The sequence below is a fragment of the Enterobacter sp. JS8-1 genome, assembly GCF_049187015.1.
Taxonomy (GTDB): domain Bacteria; phylum Pseudomonadota; class Gammaproteobacteria; order Enterobacterales; family Enterobacteriaceae; genus Enterobacter; species Enterobacter mori.
The window spans coordinates 3,567,836-3,584,632 of record NZ_CP185805.1; the positions used below are offsets into that span (position 1 = coordinate 3,567,836).

The window sequence follows — 16,797 nt, forward strand, 5'->3', positions numbered from 1 at the left end:
CCGACCTGAGAAAACCAACGCGGTTTCGTGTGCCGTGGCTCCCTTGCAGGGCCAACCTTAAACTTCGGGGGAATATTCTATACACAACGACAAGGGATGTCGTTAGTTCGAAGAGATTTATCGTGGAAATAATTCACGTAGCCGCGAAATAATGCGGCTACGTGCTCTTTTCGTGAGAATTAATGGATCCCGCCAATACGATTCAGGCGTACCCCGGTCGGCCATTCGCCTTCCTGCTTCTCAAAACTCATCCAGATCGCCGTCGCTTTACCCACCAGATTCGCTTCCGGCACAAAGCCCCAGTAGCGGCTATCGGCAGAGTTATCGCGGTTATCGCCCATCATGAAGTAATGACCTGGCGGTACGATCCAACTGGCAAGCTGCTGACCCGGCTGCTGGTAATACATACCCACTTGATCCTGCGCGATTGGAACCGTCAGGATACGATGGGTGACATCACCCAGCGTCTCTTTACGCTCAACCAGGCGGATGCCGTTCTCTTTGGTCTCGCCTTTCGGTACCTGGAAGAAACCACTGGTCGCTTCACCGCCGTTACGACGGGCAAAGGTCTGCACAAAATCACTTGGCTCAACGTTTGAGTAGGTGATGGCCAGCGCGTTTTCACATGCGGTACCGGAACTGCAGCCCGGCTGAACGGTGACTTCCTTCGTGGTCGGATCGTAGGTGACTTTATCACCCGGCAGACCCACCGCTCGCTTGATGTAGTCCAGTCGCGGATCTTCCGGGTATTTAAACACCACGATATCGCCACGTTTCGGATGACCGGTTTCGATCAGCGTTTTCTGGTAGATCGGATCTTTAATGCCGTAGGCAAACTTCTCAACCAGAATAAAATCGCCAATCAGCAGTGTTGGCATCATGGAACCTGATGGGATCTGGAACGGCTCGTAAATGAACGAACGCACCACCAGCACAATGGCCAGCACCGGAAATACCGAGGCTCCCGTTTCCAGCCAGCCCGGTTTCGGGCCGACTTTCTTCAGGGTTTTCGCATCAAGCCCATCGCCAGTGGCTGCCTGCGCGGCAGCCTGACGTTCACGGCGTTTTGGGGCGAAGATAAACTTATCCAGACACCACAGCAGACCTGTCACCAGGGTAGCGATGACCAGGATCAGGGCAAACATGTTCGCCATGCCAACTCCTTAAGGGTTATTTGCCGTCTTTACCAACATGAAGAATGGCAAGGAATGCTTCCTGCGGCAGCTCAACGTTACCGACCTGTTTCATACGCTTCTTACCGTCTTTCTGCTTCTGCAGCAGCTTTTTCTTACGGCTGACGTCACCGCCGTAGCATTTCGCCAGGACGTTTTTACGCAGCTGTTTAACGGTAGAACGGGCGATGATATGGTTACCAATGGCCGCCTGAATCGCGATGTCAAATTGCTGACGCGGGATCAGCTCTTTCATCTTCTCAACCAGTTCACGACCACGGTATGGCGCGTTGTCGTTGTGGGTGATCAGCGCCAGCGCATCGACGCGCTCGCTGTTGATCAGCACGTCCACACGCACCATGTTAGAGGCCTGGAAGCGCTTGAAGTTGTAATCCAGTGACGCATAGCCACGGGAGGTCGACTTCAGACGGTCGAAGAAGTCGAGGACCACTTCCGCCATCGGGATTTCGTAGGTCAGCGCCACCTGGTTACCGTGGTAAACCATGTTGGTCTGCACGCCACGCTTCTCAATACACAGCGTGATGACGTTGCCCAGGAACTCCTGCGGCAACAGCATGTGACACTCAGCAATAGGCTCACGCAGCTCGTGAATATTGTTCAGCGGCGGCAGCTTGGACGGGCTATCGACGTAGATCACTTCTTTCGAGGTGGTTTCCACTTCATACACTACGGTCGGCGCGGTGGTGATCAGATCCAGATCGTATTCACGCTCCAGACGTTCCTGAATGATCTCCATGTGCAGCAGGCCGAGGAAGCCACAGCGGAAACCGAAGCCCAGCGCCGTTGAACTTTCTGGTTCGTAGAACAGGGAAGCATCGTTCAGGCTCAGCTTACCAAGCGCATCACGGAAGTTTTCGTAGTCGTCAGAGCTGACCGGGAACAGGCCCGCGTAAACCTGCGGTTTCACCTTTTTGAAGCCTGGCAGCGCTTTGTCCGCCGGGTTACGCGCCAGCGTCAGCGTATCGCCCACCGGAGCACCGAGGATGTCTTTAATAGCGCAGACCAGCCAGCCTACCTCGCCGCATTTCAGCTCGGTACGGTCAACCTGTTTTGGCGTGAAGATACCCAGACGGTCAGCGTTGTAGACCTGGCCGGTACTCATGACCTTAATTTTGTCGCCTTTACGCATGGTGCCGTTTTTGATACGTACCAGCGAAACAACGCCAAGGTAGTTATCGAACCAGGAGTCGATGATCAGCGCCTGCAGCGGCGCTTCCGGGTCACCTTCCGGTGGCGGAATATCACGCACCAGACGTTCCAGCACATCGGGAACACCGACGCCGGTTTTCGCCGAGCAGCGTACCGCGTCGGTCGCATCAATGCCGACGATGTCTTCAATCTCTTCCGCGACGCGCTCAGGATCGGCGGCAGGAAGGTCAATTTTGTTCAGAACCGGCACGACCTCGAGATCCATTTCCATCGCGGTGTAGCAGTTCGCCAGGGTCTGGGCTTCTACGCCCTGCCCGGCATCGACCACCAGCAGCGCGCCTTCACAGGCCGCCAGCGAGCGTGAAACTTCATAGGAGAAGTCAACGTGGCCAGGGGTGTCGATAAAGTTCAGTTGGTAGGTTTCACCGTCGGTCGCTTTATAGTCGAGCGTCACGCTCTGCGCTTTAATGGTGATACCGCGTTCGCGTTCCAGGTCCATGGAGTCCAGTACCTGGGCTGCCATTTCACGATCAGACAGGCCACCGCAAATCTGGATAATACGGTCAGACAGCGTCGACTTACCGTGGTCAATGTGAGCAATGATCGAAAAGTTACGTATGTTCTTCATATAGTTAAATAATTATGCCTTACGAATTCCTGGAGGCCGCTGTTCTTAGCCTGACGTTTTTCAGTGCGAAAACGCAGCATTCTACACTACATCCCCGCAACCTGGAAATGCACTTAGAGCCAAGCATAGCGCGAAGAAACGGCGTTTTCTTTTTTGAGATGTAAATAATGATAAAGCCCGGTGGATCACCGGGCTTCAGAAGAGAGCGTTTCGACACGAAGCTGGTCAGGCGCGAGTGCAACATTGAGGATAACGGGTTGCCACTCTTCCCGTGCAGCGAGCTTTGGCGACAGGCCTTTGGCAAGCCAAAATCCACCTACGCCACCCAGTGCAGCACCACACATGGCAGCCACATCGGTGCCAAACAACGTCTGGAAAATACCGCCCATAACAAACAAACCAACCAGTGGGGAGAGATAAACCAGCATCGCGGAGGTCAACAGACTGCCTTCTGCGATGCCCAGTTCCACCTTCTGCCCTGCAACCAGCGGCTGTTCGCTCGGGACGGCGATCGTATGCGACGTCTGCGGCCCCAGCTTGTTGAGCACGCGGCTGCCGCAACCCGCTCTGGACGCGCAGCTGTTGCATGATGCTTTTACATCACAGCTCACCAGCGCAACGCCATCCTGCCACGATACGACCGTAGCCCACTCTTTAATCATTGCGCAGCCCTGAATTTAATGCTGTCGGAAATGCGCTTCGCCGTTTGCGGTGGCAATTCCCCGACGATGGTGATCTCGGCGTTATCACGTACCGTGGTACTCACCGTACGGCGCCCGGTACGAAGCATTTGTTCTGAACTGTTTGCCGTTGCACGGTTGATGTTCACCGAGAAGCTGAACAACCCATCTGAATAAAGACGCGATTCGACCGGCGTTTCAATGGTCGGTAACTGGCGACGGCTACTGGAGACTTCACTAAATCCTTGCGGGATCCAGGAAGGAACCCAGTTGAAGTTCACAGAATCACCGGCAGGAACAGAAAGCAGCGGCGGCAGGCTGGCTTTGGCCAGATTCTGCATGCTATTGCCCACCTGATTATTCACGCTGAAGGAGATGACGCGGAACTGTTCCAGCGTTTCACCGTCACGGTCGAGCAGGTCAACGCGCATTGGCAGCTTGGTTTCTGCATCAATCCAGACGATGTAGCTGTAACGCGTACCGTCTCTGGCAACAACGCGGATAACCTCGCAGAGTCTGTCGGCGATGCGGGTTTTGCCGACCGCGATAAAATCGTAGAAAGGCGCAAGACGCTTGAAATCGGTATAGATAAGCGATGGCAAGGAATCAACGATATAGTCGCCATTCAGAGTGAAAGGTTCCAGGCCAGGTTCAAAGTAGCTGATTTCATTGCCACGCTGAACCACTTCCCGACGTGGGCCATCCATCTGTAAAAGCTGGGCGAGCGGCTGGTTATCAAGACGGGCATGGCGATAGCGTAACGATTCGACGCCCTGCTTATTAATGCTGATAAATGCCAACTCGTAATTGAGTGACTGGCTGGCCAGATTCATTTGCTGCAACAACGCCCCGGATGAAACATCAGCCGAGGCGTTGGCAGAGAAGAACAGGCTACCTGTCATCAGAGACATGGCGAACCAAAGTTGCTTCATTACTGCGATTGCGTTCCTAAAGTTTGGTTTCCGGGCACTTGCACAGCAGCCTGCTGGGTTTGTGCCTGCTCAAACTGAAGCTGTTCGGAGTGCAGACGACGCTGCAACTCATAATCCTGCAACATCGCATTGATGCGACGGCGCTGCTCTTGTACCTGCTGTTGCTGACCGCCGCTTGCGGAAGCATCTGCCGGTACGCCCAGGCTAACCGGGCTGGCTTTGCCCATCATCGGCAGTGTATTAAACACTGGCGCTTCAGGCTGCTGATTGGCTTCAGACTGAGTGTTATAGTGCTGGACGCCAACGATAACTGCAAGCGATACGCAAGCAGCCACACCCATTTGGGTAAGCTGGCTGGCCCACGGACGCACCTTTTGCCAGAACGGCATTTTCTGCCACTGGTGAGGCGCGGGCTGAGCTTCAGGAATCAGCGGAGTGGTCTGATGTACTGGCTCGTTCTCGATGGCCGCCATGACGCGAGCCGAGATATCGAAATGGAGAACCTCGCCGGTATCACCACGCAGGGTGTCACGGATGAGATGATAGCTCTCCCAGGTCTCTTGCATTTCGGGAGAATGAGACAGCTCATTGAGCAGCCCACTATCCAGCGTTTCACCATCCATTAAAGCGGAAAGTTGTTCTTTCTGCATGCCTAATACCTTTTCCAGTATCCCGCTATCGTCAACGCCTGATAAGCGGTTGAACTTTATTATCAATTGCTTCTCGCGCACGGAAAATTCGTGAACGAACCGTGCCGACCGGACAATCCATGATGGCCGCTATCTCTTCATAGCTTAGGCCATCCAACTCCCGTAACGTAATTGCCATGCGTAAATCTTCCGGGAGCGACTCGATCGTGCGAAAAACGATTTGTCTCAGTTCTTCTGACAACATTAAGTTCTCAGGGTTCGAAATTTCTTTCAACGCGCCGCCACTTTCGAAGTTTTCGGCGTCGATTGCGTCCACATCACTAGAAGGCGGACGACGGCCCTGAGCGACCAGATAATTTTTTGCTGTATTCACGGCAATGCGATACAGCCAGGTATAAAAAGCACTATCTCCCCGGAATGAATCCAGCGCACGATAGGCCTTAATAAAAGACTCTTGTACCACATCGGGAACGTCTCCCGAGGGGACATAGCGAGAAACCAGACTCGCCACCTTATGCTGGTAGCGAACCACCAGTAGGTTAAAGGCTTTCTGATCTCCCTTTTGGACCCGTTCAACCAGGACCTGGTCCGTTAACTGCTCGCTCATCCGAGGTAATGTCTCCCCAAACCTAAATTCCACGCGCTATCGAAACGCCACTCTAACAGCATTGTACTTTGAGCAAGCACTGGCTTAGAGCGTCTATTCTTCAATAAGTTCCGTCACGCTTTTGTTTTTGTTCATCGCGCCGCAGACCGATCATTTTCTCTCATTATAAGTCTGATCACGATACGCACCCACTTTCTGACAAGAATCATCAACTTTATCGTCAGAAGAGTAACGCAACACCGGCTTTATTTCACCACAAAATCTGAAGCTAACGATCTGCTTCGCAAAATATTTTCGTTCATTTACCTCTTGTTTAGCTCTGACTTTACGTTTAGTCACCATAACAACATACAAAAAAAACGTGCGAAACGTCTCAGCCAGGTGCTATTCTGGCCAAACACTGTTTAGTAAATTAAACAAACATCATGAACACAACGCCAGAACTTCATTGTGATGTACTGATCATCGGCAGCGGTGCTGCTGGTCTCTCCCTTGCGCTGCGCCTTGCTGAGCACCAGAACGTGATCGTCTTGAGTAAGGGCCCGATGAGCGAGGGTTCAACTTTCTATGCGCAAGGTGGGATTGCGGCCGTGTTTGATGAAACGGACAGCATTGCCTCACACGTTGAAGACACCCTCATTGCCGGGGCGGGGATTGTGGATGAACATGCCGCAGAGTTTGTCGCCAGCAACGCCCGACATTGCGTACAGTGGCTTATCGATCAGGGGGTGCTGTTTGATACCCACGTCCAGCCTAACGGTGAAGAGAGCTACCACCTGACCCGTGAAGGCGGACATAGCCATCGTCGGATCCTTCATGCGGCAGACGCGACCGGAAAAGCGGTTGAAACCACACTGGTCAGTAAAGCGCTTAGCCATCCTAATATTCGCGTCCTTGAGCGTAGCAATGCGGTTGACCTGATTATCTCCGATAAAATTGGTCTACCGGGCACGCGACGCGTCGTCGGCGCCTGGGTGTGGAATCGTAATAAAGAGAAGGTGGAAACCTGCCGGGCAAAAGCGGTCGTCCTGGCGACAGGCGGTGCTTCTAAGGTGTATCAGTACACGACTAACCCGGACATTGCCTCCGGGGACGGTATAGCCATGGCCTGGCGTGCCGGTTGTCGCGTGGCGAACCTTGAGTTTAATCAGTTCCATCCAACAGCCCTGTTCCATCCTCAGGCGCGTAATTTCCTGCTGACGGAAGCCCTGCGCGGAGAAGGCGCTTACCTGAAGCGTCCCGACGGCTCCCGCTTTATGCCTGACTTTGATGCCAGGGGCGAACTGGCTCCGCGCGATATTGTCGCTCGCGCAATCGACCATGAAATGAAACGTCTTGGCGTGGATTGCATGTATCTGGATATCAGCCATAAGCCAGCTGAGTTCATTCGTCAGCACTTCCCGATGATTTATGAAAAACTGCTGGGCCTGGGGATCGATTTGACCCGCGATCCGGTGCCCATTGTACCCGCAGCCCACTATACCTGTGGTGGCGTGATGGTTGACGATCACGGTCGCACCGACGTGGACGGCCTGTATGCCATTGGAGAAGTGAGTTATACCGGCCTGCACGGCGCGAACCGCATGGCCTCAAACTCGCTGCTGGAGTGTCTGGTATACGGATGGTCTGCAGCAGAGGATATTACCAGCCGTATGCCGTATGCACGTGAAACAGAGCATTTGCCAGCCTGGGATGAAAGTCGTGTAGAAAATCCGGACGAACTGGTTGTTATCCAGCATAACTGGCACGAACTGCGGCTGTTTATGTGGGACTACGTTGGGATTGTACGGACGACAAAACGTCTTGAACGCGCCCTGCGCCGCATCACGATGCTACAGCAGGAGATTGATGAGTATTACGCCAATTTCCGCGTCTCCAATAACCTGCTGGAACTCCGCAACCTGGTACAGGTTGCGGAGCTTATCGTTCGCTGCGCAATGATGCGTAAAGAGAGTCGCGGGCTACATTACACCCTGGACTATCCCGATCAGCTGGAAGCGTCCGGCCCGTCGGTCTTGTCTCCTTACACTCACATAAACAGATAGAACGCCTGGGTCAGAGCAGTGTAATCTTCGGAGTAACGCTGGTCTGGCCCACGGATGACCATTCTGTCATTGAAACACTCCCCTTCTTTCGGTGAGAGTGCCAGCAATACACGATGCGGCAACCGCCCTTCAGTGTCCGAAATGTCGGTGCGTAAACGCAGATTCCAGCCAATCTCCCGGGCAATCTCAATAAAGTTATTGCCGGTACTTTCTGGCAGTACCACGCAGAAAAAACCCTCTTCGGAGATCAGCTCAGCAGCACTGGTTAACAGCGCCTTATGATCGAGTGAACCGGTATAACGAGCTCGTTCGCGCTCGGGCGTACCGCACTCCACGCCGGGTTCGTAGTAAGGAGGGTTACTGACAATGAGATCGTAACGTGAAGTTTGCTCAGGCGCCCAGGCAAGAATATCCGCACACTCAACGGAAAGGCGCGGCGCCCAGGGGGATTCTGCAGCATTTTCACTCGCCTGCTCTGCGGCCTGCGCATCCAGTTCGACGGCATCAATGGTGACATGTTCTTCCGTGCGCTGCGCCAGCATCAACGCCACCAGCCCGCTGCCCGTACCGATATCAAGAATACGCTTAACACCTGCGACAGGTGCCCAGGCACCCAGTAAAATACCGTCTGTACCGACTTTCATCGCACAGCGATCGTGCGCCACAAAAAACTGCTTAAACGTAAAACCATCGCGGCGCAGCTGCGCTTTGAGTTGAGACATGTCAGGGCAACCTTCTAAGTGAAACTGGAGTAGCATAGGGGAAAGCGAAGTGGTCGAAAAGCGATATCCATACAAACAGATGAAGATTACAGCCGTAACGTCTATAATCAGCGCCCCACACAGAGGTAGAACATGACTGTAACGACTTTTTCCGAACTTGAACTCGATGAAAGCCTGCTCAATGCACTTGAGAGCAAAGGCTTTACACGCCCGACCGCCATTCAGGCCGCGGCCATTCCGCCTGCGCTTGAGGGCCGCGATGTGCTCGGTTCTGCGCCAACCGGCACGGGGAAAACAGCAGCCTACTTGCTGCCTGTCTTGCAGCACCTGCTCGATTTCCCACGTAAAAAATCAGGCCCACCGCGTATTTTAATTCTGACGCCTACGCGCGAACTGGCAATGCAGGTTGCCGATCACGCGCGTGAACTCGCGGCAAATACTCATCTTGATATCGCCACCATCACCGGCGGCGTTGCGTACATGAACCACGCCGAAGTGTTCAGCGAAAACCAGGACATCGTCGTTGCGACGACCGGCCGCCTGCTGCAGTACATCAAAGAAGAGAACTTCGACTGCCGTGCGGTTGAAACGCTGATCCTGGATGAAGCCGACCGCATGCTGGACATGGGCTTCGCGCAGGATATTGAACACATTGCGGGTGAAACGCGCTGGCGTAACCAGACAATGCTGTTCTCTGCCACTCTCGAAGGGGAAGCGATCAAAGACTTCGCAGAGCGTCTGCTGGAAGATCCAGCAGAAGTCTCGGCGACGCCGTCCACCCGTGAGCGTAAGAAGATCCACCAGTGGTACTACCGCGCGGATAACCTTGAGCACAAGGTCGAATTGCTGAAACACCTGCTGAAGCAGGAAGATGCTCTGCGCACAATCGTGTTTGTGCGCAAGCGCGAGCGCGTGCACGAGCTGGCGGAAATGCTGCGTAACGCCGGGATCAACAACTGCTATCTTGAAGGCGAGATGGCGCAGATCAAGCGAACTGAAGGCATTAAGCGTCTGACCGACGGTCGCGTGAACGTTCTGGTTGCGACTGACGTTGCCGCACGCGGGATCGACATCCCTGACGTGAGCCACGTCATTAACTTCGATATGCCGCGCAGCGGAGATACCTATCTGCACCGTATTGGCCGTACCGGCCGCGCGGGCCGCAAAGGTATTGCGATTTCACTGGTTGAAGCGCATGACTACCTGCTGCTGCAGAAGATTGGCCGCTATGTTGATGAGCCGCTGAAAGCGCGCGTCATTGATGAGCTTCGCCCGACCACCCGTGCACCGAGCGAAAAAATGACGGGCAAGCCGTCTAAAAAAGCGCTCGCGAAACGTGCGGAGAGAAAAGAGAAAGAAAAAGAGAAGCCGCGCGTTAAGCAACGCCACCGCGACACCAAAAATATTGGTAAACGTCGCAAGCCAAGCGCTGCCGCGCCAGAAACGAAAACTGAAGAGTAAAAAAAGCCGGGAAATTTCCCGGCTTTTTTATTCCACCCCCGTGGCTGAAACCCTTACAGGCTTTCAGTAAAGGTACGGGCAATAACGTCGCGCTGCTGTTCTGGAGTCAGTGAGTTGAAGCGTACCGCATAGCCAGACACACGAATGGTCAGCTGTGGGTATTTTTCAGGGTGCTCAACGGCATCCATCAGCGTTTCGCGACGCAGCACGTTAACGTTCAGGTGCTGACCACCTTCAACGCGCACTTCTGGTTTCACTTCCATTGGGATTTCACGGTATTCGATTTCGCCCAGTTTGCTCACTGGCACGATTTCGTCTTCTGCAAAACCCGCTTTCGCTACGACACAGCGCGCTTCGTTTTTCTCGCTGTCCAGCAGCCAGAAAGAGTTGAGCAGATCGTCATTTGCAGCTTTAGTAATCTGGATACCTGTAATCATGTGTTGCCTCCCTAGGCTACATTAACTGATGTCGGCCTCTTGCGGCCAATTGGTAAAACCATTGTTTCTTGTGTGTATATATATCATTCACACCTCAGTGATTTATTGATTTAAATCAACAAAAACACCAACCACATAAAGAGTGTGGTTTGAATTTATTGTTTTAGATCAATTTCGCAGCTTTACCAATTCAACTTACCCTGCATCTTTTCAAAATAAATTTAGCCACTTAGCGCACATTTCAGCGTGTAATTTTGCTCACCGGGGTTAAACAGGTAAGCTAGTCACAGATTGAGATTCGCAGGAGAGCGAGATGACGACACCTTTAACCTGGCATGACGTGCTGGCAGAAGAAAAGCAGCAGCCTTATTTTATCAATACACTCAGCACCGTTGCTGCTGAGCGCCAGTCCGGACAGACGATTTACCCGCCGCAGAAAGATGTGTTCAACGCCTTTCGCTATACCGAACTGAGCGATGTAAAAGTGGTTATTTTGGGTCAGGATCCCTATCACGGCCCAGGGCAAGCGCATGGGCTGGCGTTTTCCGTACGTCCGGGCGTGGCTATCCCCCCTTCTCTGCTCAACATGTATAAAGAGCTTGAGGGAACCGTGCCCGGGTTTACCCGGCCAAACCACGGCTACCTGGAAAGCTGGGCGCATCAAGGTGTGCTGCTACTGAATACCGTCCTGACCGTGCGCGCGGGCCAGGCGCACTCGCACGCCAGCCTTGGATGGGAGACCTTTACCGATAAAGTCATCAGCCTGATCAACGAGCATCGCGAAGGAGTGGTGTTTTTACTCTGGGGTTCTCACGCGCAGAAGAAAGGGGCGATTATTGACCGTCAACGTCATCACGTGTTGAAAGCACCGCACCCGTCACCGCTGTCTGCTCATCGCGGTTTCTTTGGCAGTAATCATTTTGTTCTGGCGAATGAATGGCTGGCAAAACGTGGCGAAACGCCAATTGACTGGATGCCTGTGTTACCGGCAGAGAGCGAGTAGGATTTGAATGTGCCGGGTCAGGCCCGGCACATAAGAGGCTTATGCCTTATTCTGACGCCACCATTCAGCCAGCAGCACGCCGGTTGCAACGGAAACGTTCAGACTTTCCACATTGCCTGTCCCGTCAATAGAGACGCTCAGATCCGCACTGGAGAGCGCCGCATCAGACAGACCATCGCGTTCCTGACCTAACACCAACACCATCTTACGTGGCAACGTCGCTTTAAACAGCGGCGTACCGGCGTGGCTCGAGGTGGTCACGATGGAATAGCCCGCTTTACGGAACTGCTCAAGGGCATCCAGAACGCTGTCGCCGGTGATCGGCTGTACGTGCTCGGCTCCGCCTTCCGCAGTACGGATCGCGGCACCGGATTCCAGCAACGCGGCATCCTGCAACAGTACGCCTTTCACGCCAAAGTGCGCGCAGCTACGCATCATCGCACCCAGGTTGTGCGGGTTGCCCACATCTTCCAGCGCCAGCACGCAGTCATCGGCATCCGCCTGGCTGACCCACTGCTGCACGGTGGTGCCGTTACGTTTTTTGATCAGGAAGCAAACGCCGCCGTGGTGTTCGGTACCGGACGCTTTGGTCAGCTCGGCATCATCCACAACGTGGTAGGCTTTGCGGTTCGCGGCCATCCAGCGCAGCGCTTCTTTGAAGCGCGGAGTCACGCTCTGGATAAACCAGGCGCGGACGATACACTCAGGACGGCTCTGGAACAGGGCCTGACAGGCATTCTCGCCATATACGCGGGTCTCTTCCGCACGCTGACGGCGCAGCACTTCCGGGTCGATAAAGCTCTTACCGCTGATACCGCCGTGATCGGCTTTTTCTGGCGTCTCATCGCCAGGAGCGCGAGAAACGGTGCGCCACGGTGAGGCGTTATCGCGTGAGAAGTCATCACGCGGACGATCGTCGCGTGGACGGTCATTACGTGGGCGGTCGGAACGCGGACGGTCATCGCGTTTGCGATCGTCACGTTTGCGGTCATCACCACGGGTATTTTTGTCATCGCGGGCGGGGCGACGGCCACCGTCTGCACGAGAAGACGCCGGACGCCCGCCACCTTTTCCGGTACGCGGATTTTGGGTGCGTTTATCAGAGTCATCATCACTGCGGACATACATCACTTTGACCTTGCCGCTTTTGTTTTTCATTTCGTCGTTCATGCTTTTCTCCACCAGCGCTGCGCGAAGCGCGCAGATTACCCGATGTGCCAACGCATAGCCATAATTTCGTACAAAAGCCTGTGACTATTGTTCTCATTGAATAAAACGCATTGTTGTTTCAAACAGGCTCATTGATAATATGTAACATATTAGAAACATTATCGGCGTTCTGCCGCTGTCCCACGGCTCTATCAGAGGTTAGTTATGAATACCGTATGTGCCAACTGTCAGGCTCTTAATCGCATTCCGGACGATCGGATGGAAGATGGTGCGAAATGCGGACGTTGTGGCCATGAATTGTTTGATGGCGATGTCATTAACGCGACGGGTGCTACGCTGGACAAACTCCTCAAGGACGATCTTCCTGTGGTGGTCGATTTCTGGGCACCGTGGTGTGGCCCCTGCCGCAGCTTTGCGCCGATCTTCGAAGACGTGGCCGAAGAGCGTAGTGGAAAAATGCGTTTCGTTAAGGTGAACACCGAAGCCGAGCGCGAACTGAGCGCACGTTTTCGTATTCGCAGCATCCCGACCATTATGATTTTCAAAAATGGTGAAGTGATCGACATGCTCAACGGCGCAGTTCCGAAGGCACCGTTTGAAAGCTGGTTAAACGAGTCGCTGTAACAATCACGGGGCATATCTTGTGCCCCGTTCTCACCTCTGCGAAAATAGGGTTTTTCCAGCATTTCGCCCATGACTGATAACGCTGTTCTCCAATTACGCGCCGAACGCCTTGCGCGCGCCACGCGCCCGTTCCTTGCCCGTGGCAACCGTATCCGCCGCTGTCAGCGCTGCCTGCTGCCGCTGAAGGTTTGCCTCTGCGAGACGCTTACCCCAAGTACGGCGGAAAGCCGTTTTTGTCTCGTCATGTTCGATACCGAGCCGATGAAGCCCAGCAATACGGGGCGTCTTATCGCCGATATTTTACCGAATACCGCCGCGTTTCAATGGTCTCGTACAGAACCCCCTCAGGCACTGCTCGATTTAGTCACACACCCCGGCTATCAGCCAATGGTGGTTTTCCCGGCGTCCTACGCGGGAGAACAGCGCCAGGTTCTTTCTGCGCCGCCATCCGGTAAACCGCCGCTGTTTATTATGCTGGACGGCACCTGGACCGAAGCGCGAAAAATGTTCCGCAAAAGCCCCTATCTGGATGCTTTACCGGTGATTTCGGTCGATTTGTCTCGCGTCTCGGCCTATCGCCTGCGTGAAGCCCATGCTGACGGGCAATATTGTACGGCGGAAGTGGCAATTGCGCTTCTGGATCTGGCCGGAGATACCCTGGCCGCCAGCGCGTTAGGCAGCCATTTTTCCTGTTTCCGCGAGCGTTACCTGGCAGGAAAAACCGTTCATAAGGGCAGCGTCACAGCAGCCGAGGCAGAAAGCGTTTAAAATCATCAGGCCGCTTGCATTCACAGGAGAGTTGCATGAGCCAGCGAGGGTTAGAAGCGCTACTACGACCTAAATCCATTGCCGTTATTGGCGCCTCCATGAAACCGGATCGTGCGGGTTACCTGATGATGCGTAACCTGCTGGCTGGCGGATTTAATGGCCCTGTTATGCCCGTCACCCCTGCTTATAAGGCCGTTCAGGGCGTGCTTGCGTGGCCAGATATTCAGAGCCTGCCCTTCGTTCCCGACCTCGCCATCATCTGTACGCATGCGAAACGGAATCTGGACTTACTGGAGTCACTTGGCCAAAAAGGGTGCAAAACCTGCATTATCCTCTCCTCACCTCCTGAACAGCAGCCAGAACTCCTGGCCTGTGCCGGTCGCTTTCAGATGCGTATTCTGGGGCCAAACAGTCTGGGACTGCTCGCACCATGGCAAGGACTGAACGCCAGCTTCTCCCCGGTGCCTATCCGCAAAGGAAAACTGGCCTTTATCTCGCAGTCGGCAGCCGTATCGAACACCATTCTCGACTGGGCGCAGCAACGTGAGATGGGATTCTCCTACTTCATCGCTCTGGGTGATAGCCTCGATATCGACGTAGATGAACTGCTGGATTTTCTGGCCAGAGACAGTAAAACCAGCGCGATTCTTCTCTACCTTGAGCACTTAAGCGATGCCCGTCGTTTTGTGTCAGCTTCGCGTAGCGCATCGCGCAATAAACCGATCCTGGTCATCAAAAGTGGGCGTAGCCCGGCGGCGCAGCGTCTGCTGAATTCGCATTCAGGTATGGATCCCGCGTGGGATGCCGCGATCCAGCGTGCCGGTTTACTTCGGGTGCAGGATACCCACGAGCTTTTTTCCGCCGTTGAGACGCTGAGCCATATGCGTCCGTTACGCGGCGAAAAGCTAATGATTGTCAGCAATGGGGCGGCACCTGCAGCGCTGGCACTGGATGAGCTCTGGCTACGCAACGGCAAGCTGGCTACGCTCGGCGAAGAGACGCTTCAACACCTACGTGAGGCATTACCCGTCAGCGTCGCACCAGGCAACCCGCTGGATTTACGCGATGATGCCAGCAGCGAGCGCTATATAAAGGCTATTTCAATTTTGCTGGACAGCCAGGATTTCGACGCGCTCATGATCATCCACTCGCCCAGTGCGGTTGCGCCTGGTACTGAAAGCGCTCGGACGCTCATTGACGCTGTGCGTAATCATCCGCGCGGCAAATACGTTACCGTGCTCACCAACTGGTGCGGTGAATTTTCCTCTCAGGAGGCACGACGGCTGTTCAGTGAAGCCGGGTTACCGACGTATCGCACACCAGAAGGCACTATCACCGCATTTATGCATATGGTGGAATACCGTCGTAACCAAAAGCAACTGCGTGAAACCCCGGCTTTACCAGGTAACCTGACTGCGAATGCCGTCGACGTTCACCGACTGCTGCAGCAGGCTATCGAAGAGGGGGCGACCTCGCTCGACACGCATGAGGTACAGCCCGTTCTCGGCAGTTACGGCATGCAAACGCTGCCGACATGGATCGCCAGCGACAGCGCGGAAGCCGTCCATATTGCTGAGCAAATTGGCTACCCGGTTGCCCTGAAGCTTCGCTCTCCGGATATCCCACATAAGTCGGATGTTCAGGGCGTAATGTTGTACTTACGCACGGCAGCGGAAGTGCAGCAAGCTGCAGATGCCATTTTCGACCGCGTCAAAATGGCCTGGCCGCAGGCCAGGATCCACGGCCTTCTCGTGCAAAGCATGGCTAACCGAGCAGGTGCCCAGGAGCTACGCGTGGTGGTTGAGCACGATCCGGTCTTTGGGCCGCTGATTATGCTGGGTGAAGGCGGCGTTGACTGGCGACCTGAAGAGCAGGCGGTGGTGGCATTACCGCCATTGAATATGAATCTGGCGCGCTATCTGATAATACAGGCGATAAAGAGCAAAAAAATCCGTGGCCGGAGTGCCCTGCGCCCGCTTGATATTGCCGGATTAAGCCAGTTCCTGGTGCAGGTCTCTAACCTGATTGTGGATTGTGCCGAGATTCAGCGGTTGGATATTCACCCGCTGCTCGCCTCCGGCAATGAGTTTATCGCGCTGGATGTCACGCTGGATATTGCGCCATTCACAGGAGACAGAGAGAGCCGTCTGGCGATCCGCCCTTATCCTTTACACCTCGAAGAATGGGTGGAGATGAAAAACGGCGAACGCGCGCTCTTCCGCCCTATTCTGCCGGAAGATGAGCCGCAGCTACGCACGTTCATCTCTCAGGTGACCAAAGAAGATCTTTACTACCGCTACTTTAGCGAGATCAATGAATTCACTCATGATGATTTAGCCAATATGACGCAGATCGACTACGATCGAGAAATGGCGTTTGTGGCCGTACGGCGTTCCGGGCAGAGTGATGAGATCCTTGGCGTGACGCGTGCTATTTCGGATCCGGATAATATCGATGCGGAGTTTGCCGTGCTGGTACGCTCTGATTTGAAAGGCCTGGGCCTGGGGAGACGACTGCTGGAAAAACTCATCAGTTATACGCGAGATCACGGATTGCTCCGCCTGAATGGCATTACTATGCCCAACAATCGCGGTATGGTCACTCTGGCGCGCAAACTGGGTTTTGACGTGGATATTCAGCTGGACGAAGGGATTGTGGCCTTGTCCCTCCCCCTGACATCAGCAGATAAACAAGAGTAACCTACTGGAAATGTTACCCACTTTTGATA

The 16,797-nt window shown here is 54.2% G+C and carries 16 protein-coding genes; 6 read left to right on the forward strand and 10 right to left on the reverse strand.

Annotation, left to right across the window (positions count from 1 at the left end):
• Positions 1-179 precede the first annotated feature (179 nt).
• From lepB to rseD, 7 genes are all read right to left on the reverse strand, one after another.
• Positions 180-1,154 carry a signal peptidase I gene (gene lepB, locus ACOQH0_RS16880; protein WP_089598412.1) on the reverse strand — a complete coding sequence of 325 codons (975 nt, stop codon included), beginning with the start codon at positions 1,152-1,154 and terminating at the stop codon, positions 180-182.
• 16 nt (positions 1,155-1,170) lie between these two features.
• On the reverse strand, positions 1,171-2,970 hold the full coding sequence (gene lepA / locus ACOQH0_RS16885; protein WP_089598413.1) for a translation elongation factor 4: 1,800 nt from the start codon (positions 2,968-2,970) through the stop codon (positions 1,171-1,173).
• A gap of 185 nt (positions 2,971-3,155) precedes the next feature.
• Positions 3,156-3,632, reverse strand: coding sequence for a SoxR-reducing system protein RseC (gene rseC, locus ACOQH0_RS16890; protein ID WP_182401157.1), 477 nt, complete (start codon positions 3,630-3,632; stop codon positions 3,156-3,158).
• A complete protein-coding gene (gene rseB / locus ACOQH0_RS16895; protein ID WP_010434078.1) occupies positions 3,629-4,582 on the reverse strand; it encodes a sigma-E factor regulatory protein RseB in 954 nt (317 codons plus the stop codon). The genes rseC and rseB overlap by 4 nt, the downstream gene beginning before the upstream one ends.
• Entirely contained in the window at positions 4,582-5,232 is a 651-nt protein-coding gene (gene rseA / locus ACOQH0_RS16900) for an anti-sigma-E factor RseA (protein ID WP_421510858.1), read from the reverse strand. Before rseA ends, rseB begins: the two co-directional genes overlap by 1 nt.
• A gap of 31 nt (positions 5,233-5,263) precedes the next feature.
• Complete coding sequence (rpoE, locus tag ACOQH0_RS16905) at positions 5,264-5,839, reverse strand: RNA polymerase sigma factor RpoE (protein WP_006176728.1); 576 nt, start codon at positions 5,837-5,839, stop codon at positions 5,264-5,266.
• Entirely contained in the window at positions 5,836-5,901 is a 66-nt protein-coding gene (rseD, locus tag ACOQH0_RS16910; protein ID WP_226348011.1) for a rpoE leader peptide RseD, read from the reverse strand. The genes rpoE and rseD overlap by 4 nt, the downstream gene beginning before the upstream one ends.
• A gap of 363 nt (positions 5,902-6,264) precedes the next feature.
• On the opposite strand from rseD, the gene nadB reads away from it, so the two are divergent.
• A complete protein-coding gene (nadB, locus tag ACOQH0_RS16915) occupies positions 6,265-7,884 on the forward strand; it encodes an L-aspartate oxidase (protein ID WP_421510859.1) in 1,620 nt (539 codons plus the stop codon).
• Here nadB and trmN read toward each other — a convergent pair.
• On the reverse strand, positions 7,869-8,606 hold the full coding sequence (trmN, locus tag ACOQH0_RS16920) for a tRNA(1)(Val) (adenine(37)-N(6))-methyltransferase TrmN (protein ID WP_089598416.1): 738 nt from the start codon (positions 8,604-8,606) through the stop codon (positions 7,869-7,871). The genes nadB and trmN overlap by 16 nt on opposite strands.
• A 132-nt stretch (positions 8,607-8,738) precedes the next feature.
• Here trmN and srmB point away from each other — a divergent pair, with 132 nt between their 5' ends.
• The gene (gene srmB, locus ACOQH0_RS16925; protein WP_042715662.1) at positions 8,739-10,067 is read left to right on the forward strand and encodes an ATP-dependent RNA helicase SrmB; all 1,329 of its coding nucleotides are present in this window, start codon (positions 8,739-8,741) and stop codon (positions 10,065-10,067) included.
• 53 nt (positions 10,068-10,120) lie between these two features.
• Here the strand turns inward: srmB and grcA are convergent, their stop codons facing one another.
• Positions 10,121-10,504, reverse strand: a complete 384-nt coding sequence (gene grcA, locus ACOQH0_RS16930) for an autonomous glycyl radical cofactor GrcA (RefSeq protein WP_008502190.1) — start codon at positions 10,502-10,504, stop codon at positions 10,121-10,123.
• 313 nt (positions 10,505-10,817) lie between these two features.
• On the opposite strand from grcA, the gene ung reads away from it, so the two are divergent.
• A complete protein-coding gene (gene ung / locus ACOQH0_RS16935) occupies positions 10,818-11,507 on the forward strand; it encodes a uracil-DNA glycosylase (RefSeq protein ID WP_214605732.1) in 690 nt (229 codons plus the stop codon).
• Positions 11,508-11,546: 39 nt separating this feature from the next.
• Here ung and ACOQH0_RS16940 read toward each other — a convergent pair whose 3' ends face one another.
• On the reverse strand, positions 11,547-12,677 hold the full coding sequence (locus tag ACOQH0_RS16940; protein WP_089598418.1) for a tRNA/rRNA methyltransferase: 1,131 nt from the start codon (positions 12,675-12,677) through the stop codon (positions 11,547-11,549).
• A 204-nt stretch (positions 12,678-12,881) separates the two neighbouring features.
• Here ACOQH0_RS16940 and trxC point away from each other — a divergent pair, with 204 nt between their 5' ends.
• The 3 genes from trxC (at position 12,882) to ACOQH0_RS16955 (ending at position 16,768) form a co-directional block, all read left to right on the forward strand.
• Complete coding sequence (gene trxC, locus ACOQH0_RS16945) at positions 12,882-13,301, forward strand: thioredoxin TrxC (RefSeq protein WP_089598419.1); 420 nt, start codon at positions 12,882-12,884, stop codon at positions 13,299-13,301.
• Positions 13,302-13,370: 69 nt separating this feature from the next.
• The gene (tapT, locus tag ACOQH0_RS16950; RefSeq protein WP_421510860.1) at positions 13,371-14,069 is read left to right on the forward strand and encodes a tRNA-uridine aminocarboxypropyltransferase; all 699 of its coding nucleotides are present in this window, start codon (positions 13,371-13,373) and stop codon (positions 14,067-14,069) included.
• Between the two features lie 35 nt (positions 14,070-14,104).
• Entirely contained in the window at positions 14,105-16,768 is a 2,664-nt protein-coding gene (locus tag ACOQH0_RS16955; protein WP_214605735.1) for a bifunctional acetate--CoA ligase family protein/GNAT family N-acetyltransferase, read from the forward strand.
• Positions 16,769-16,797: the final 29 nt, after the last annotated feature.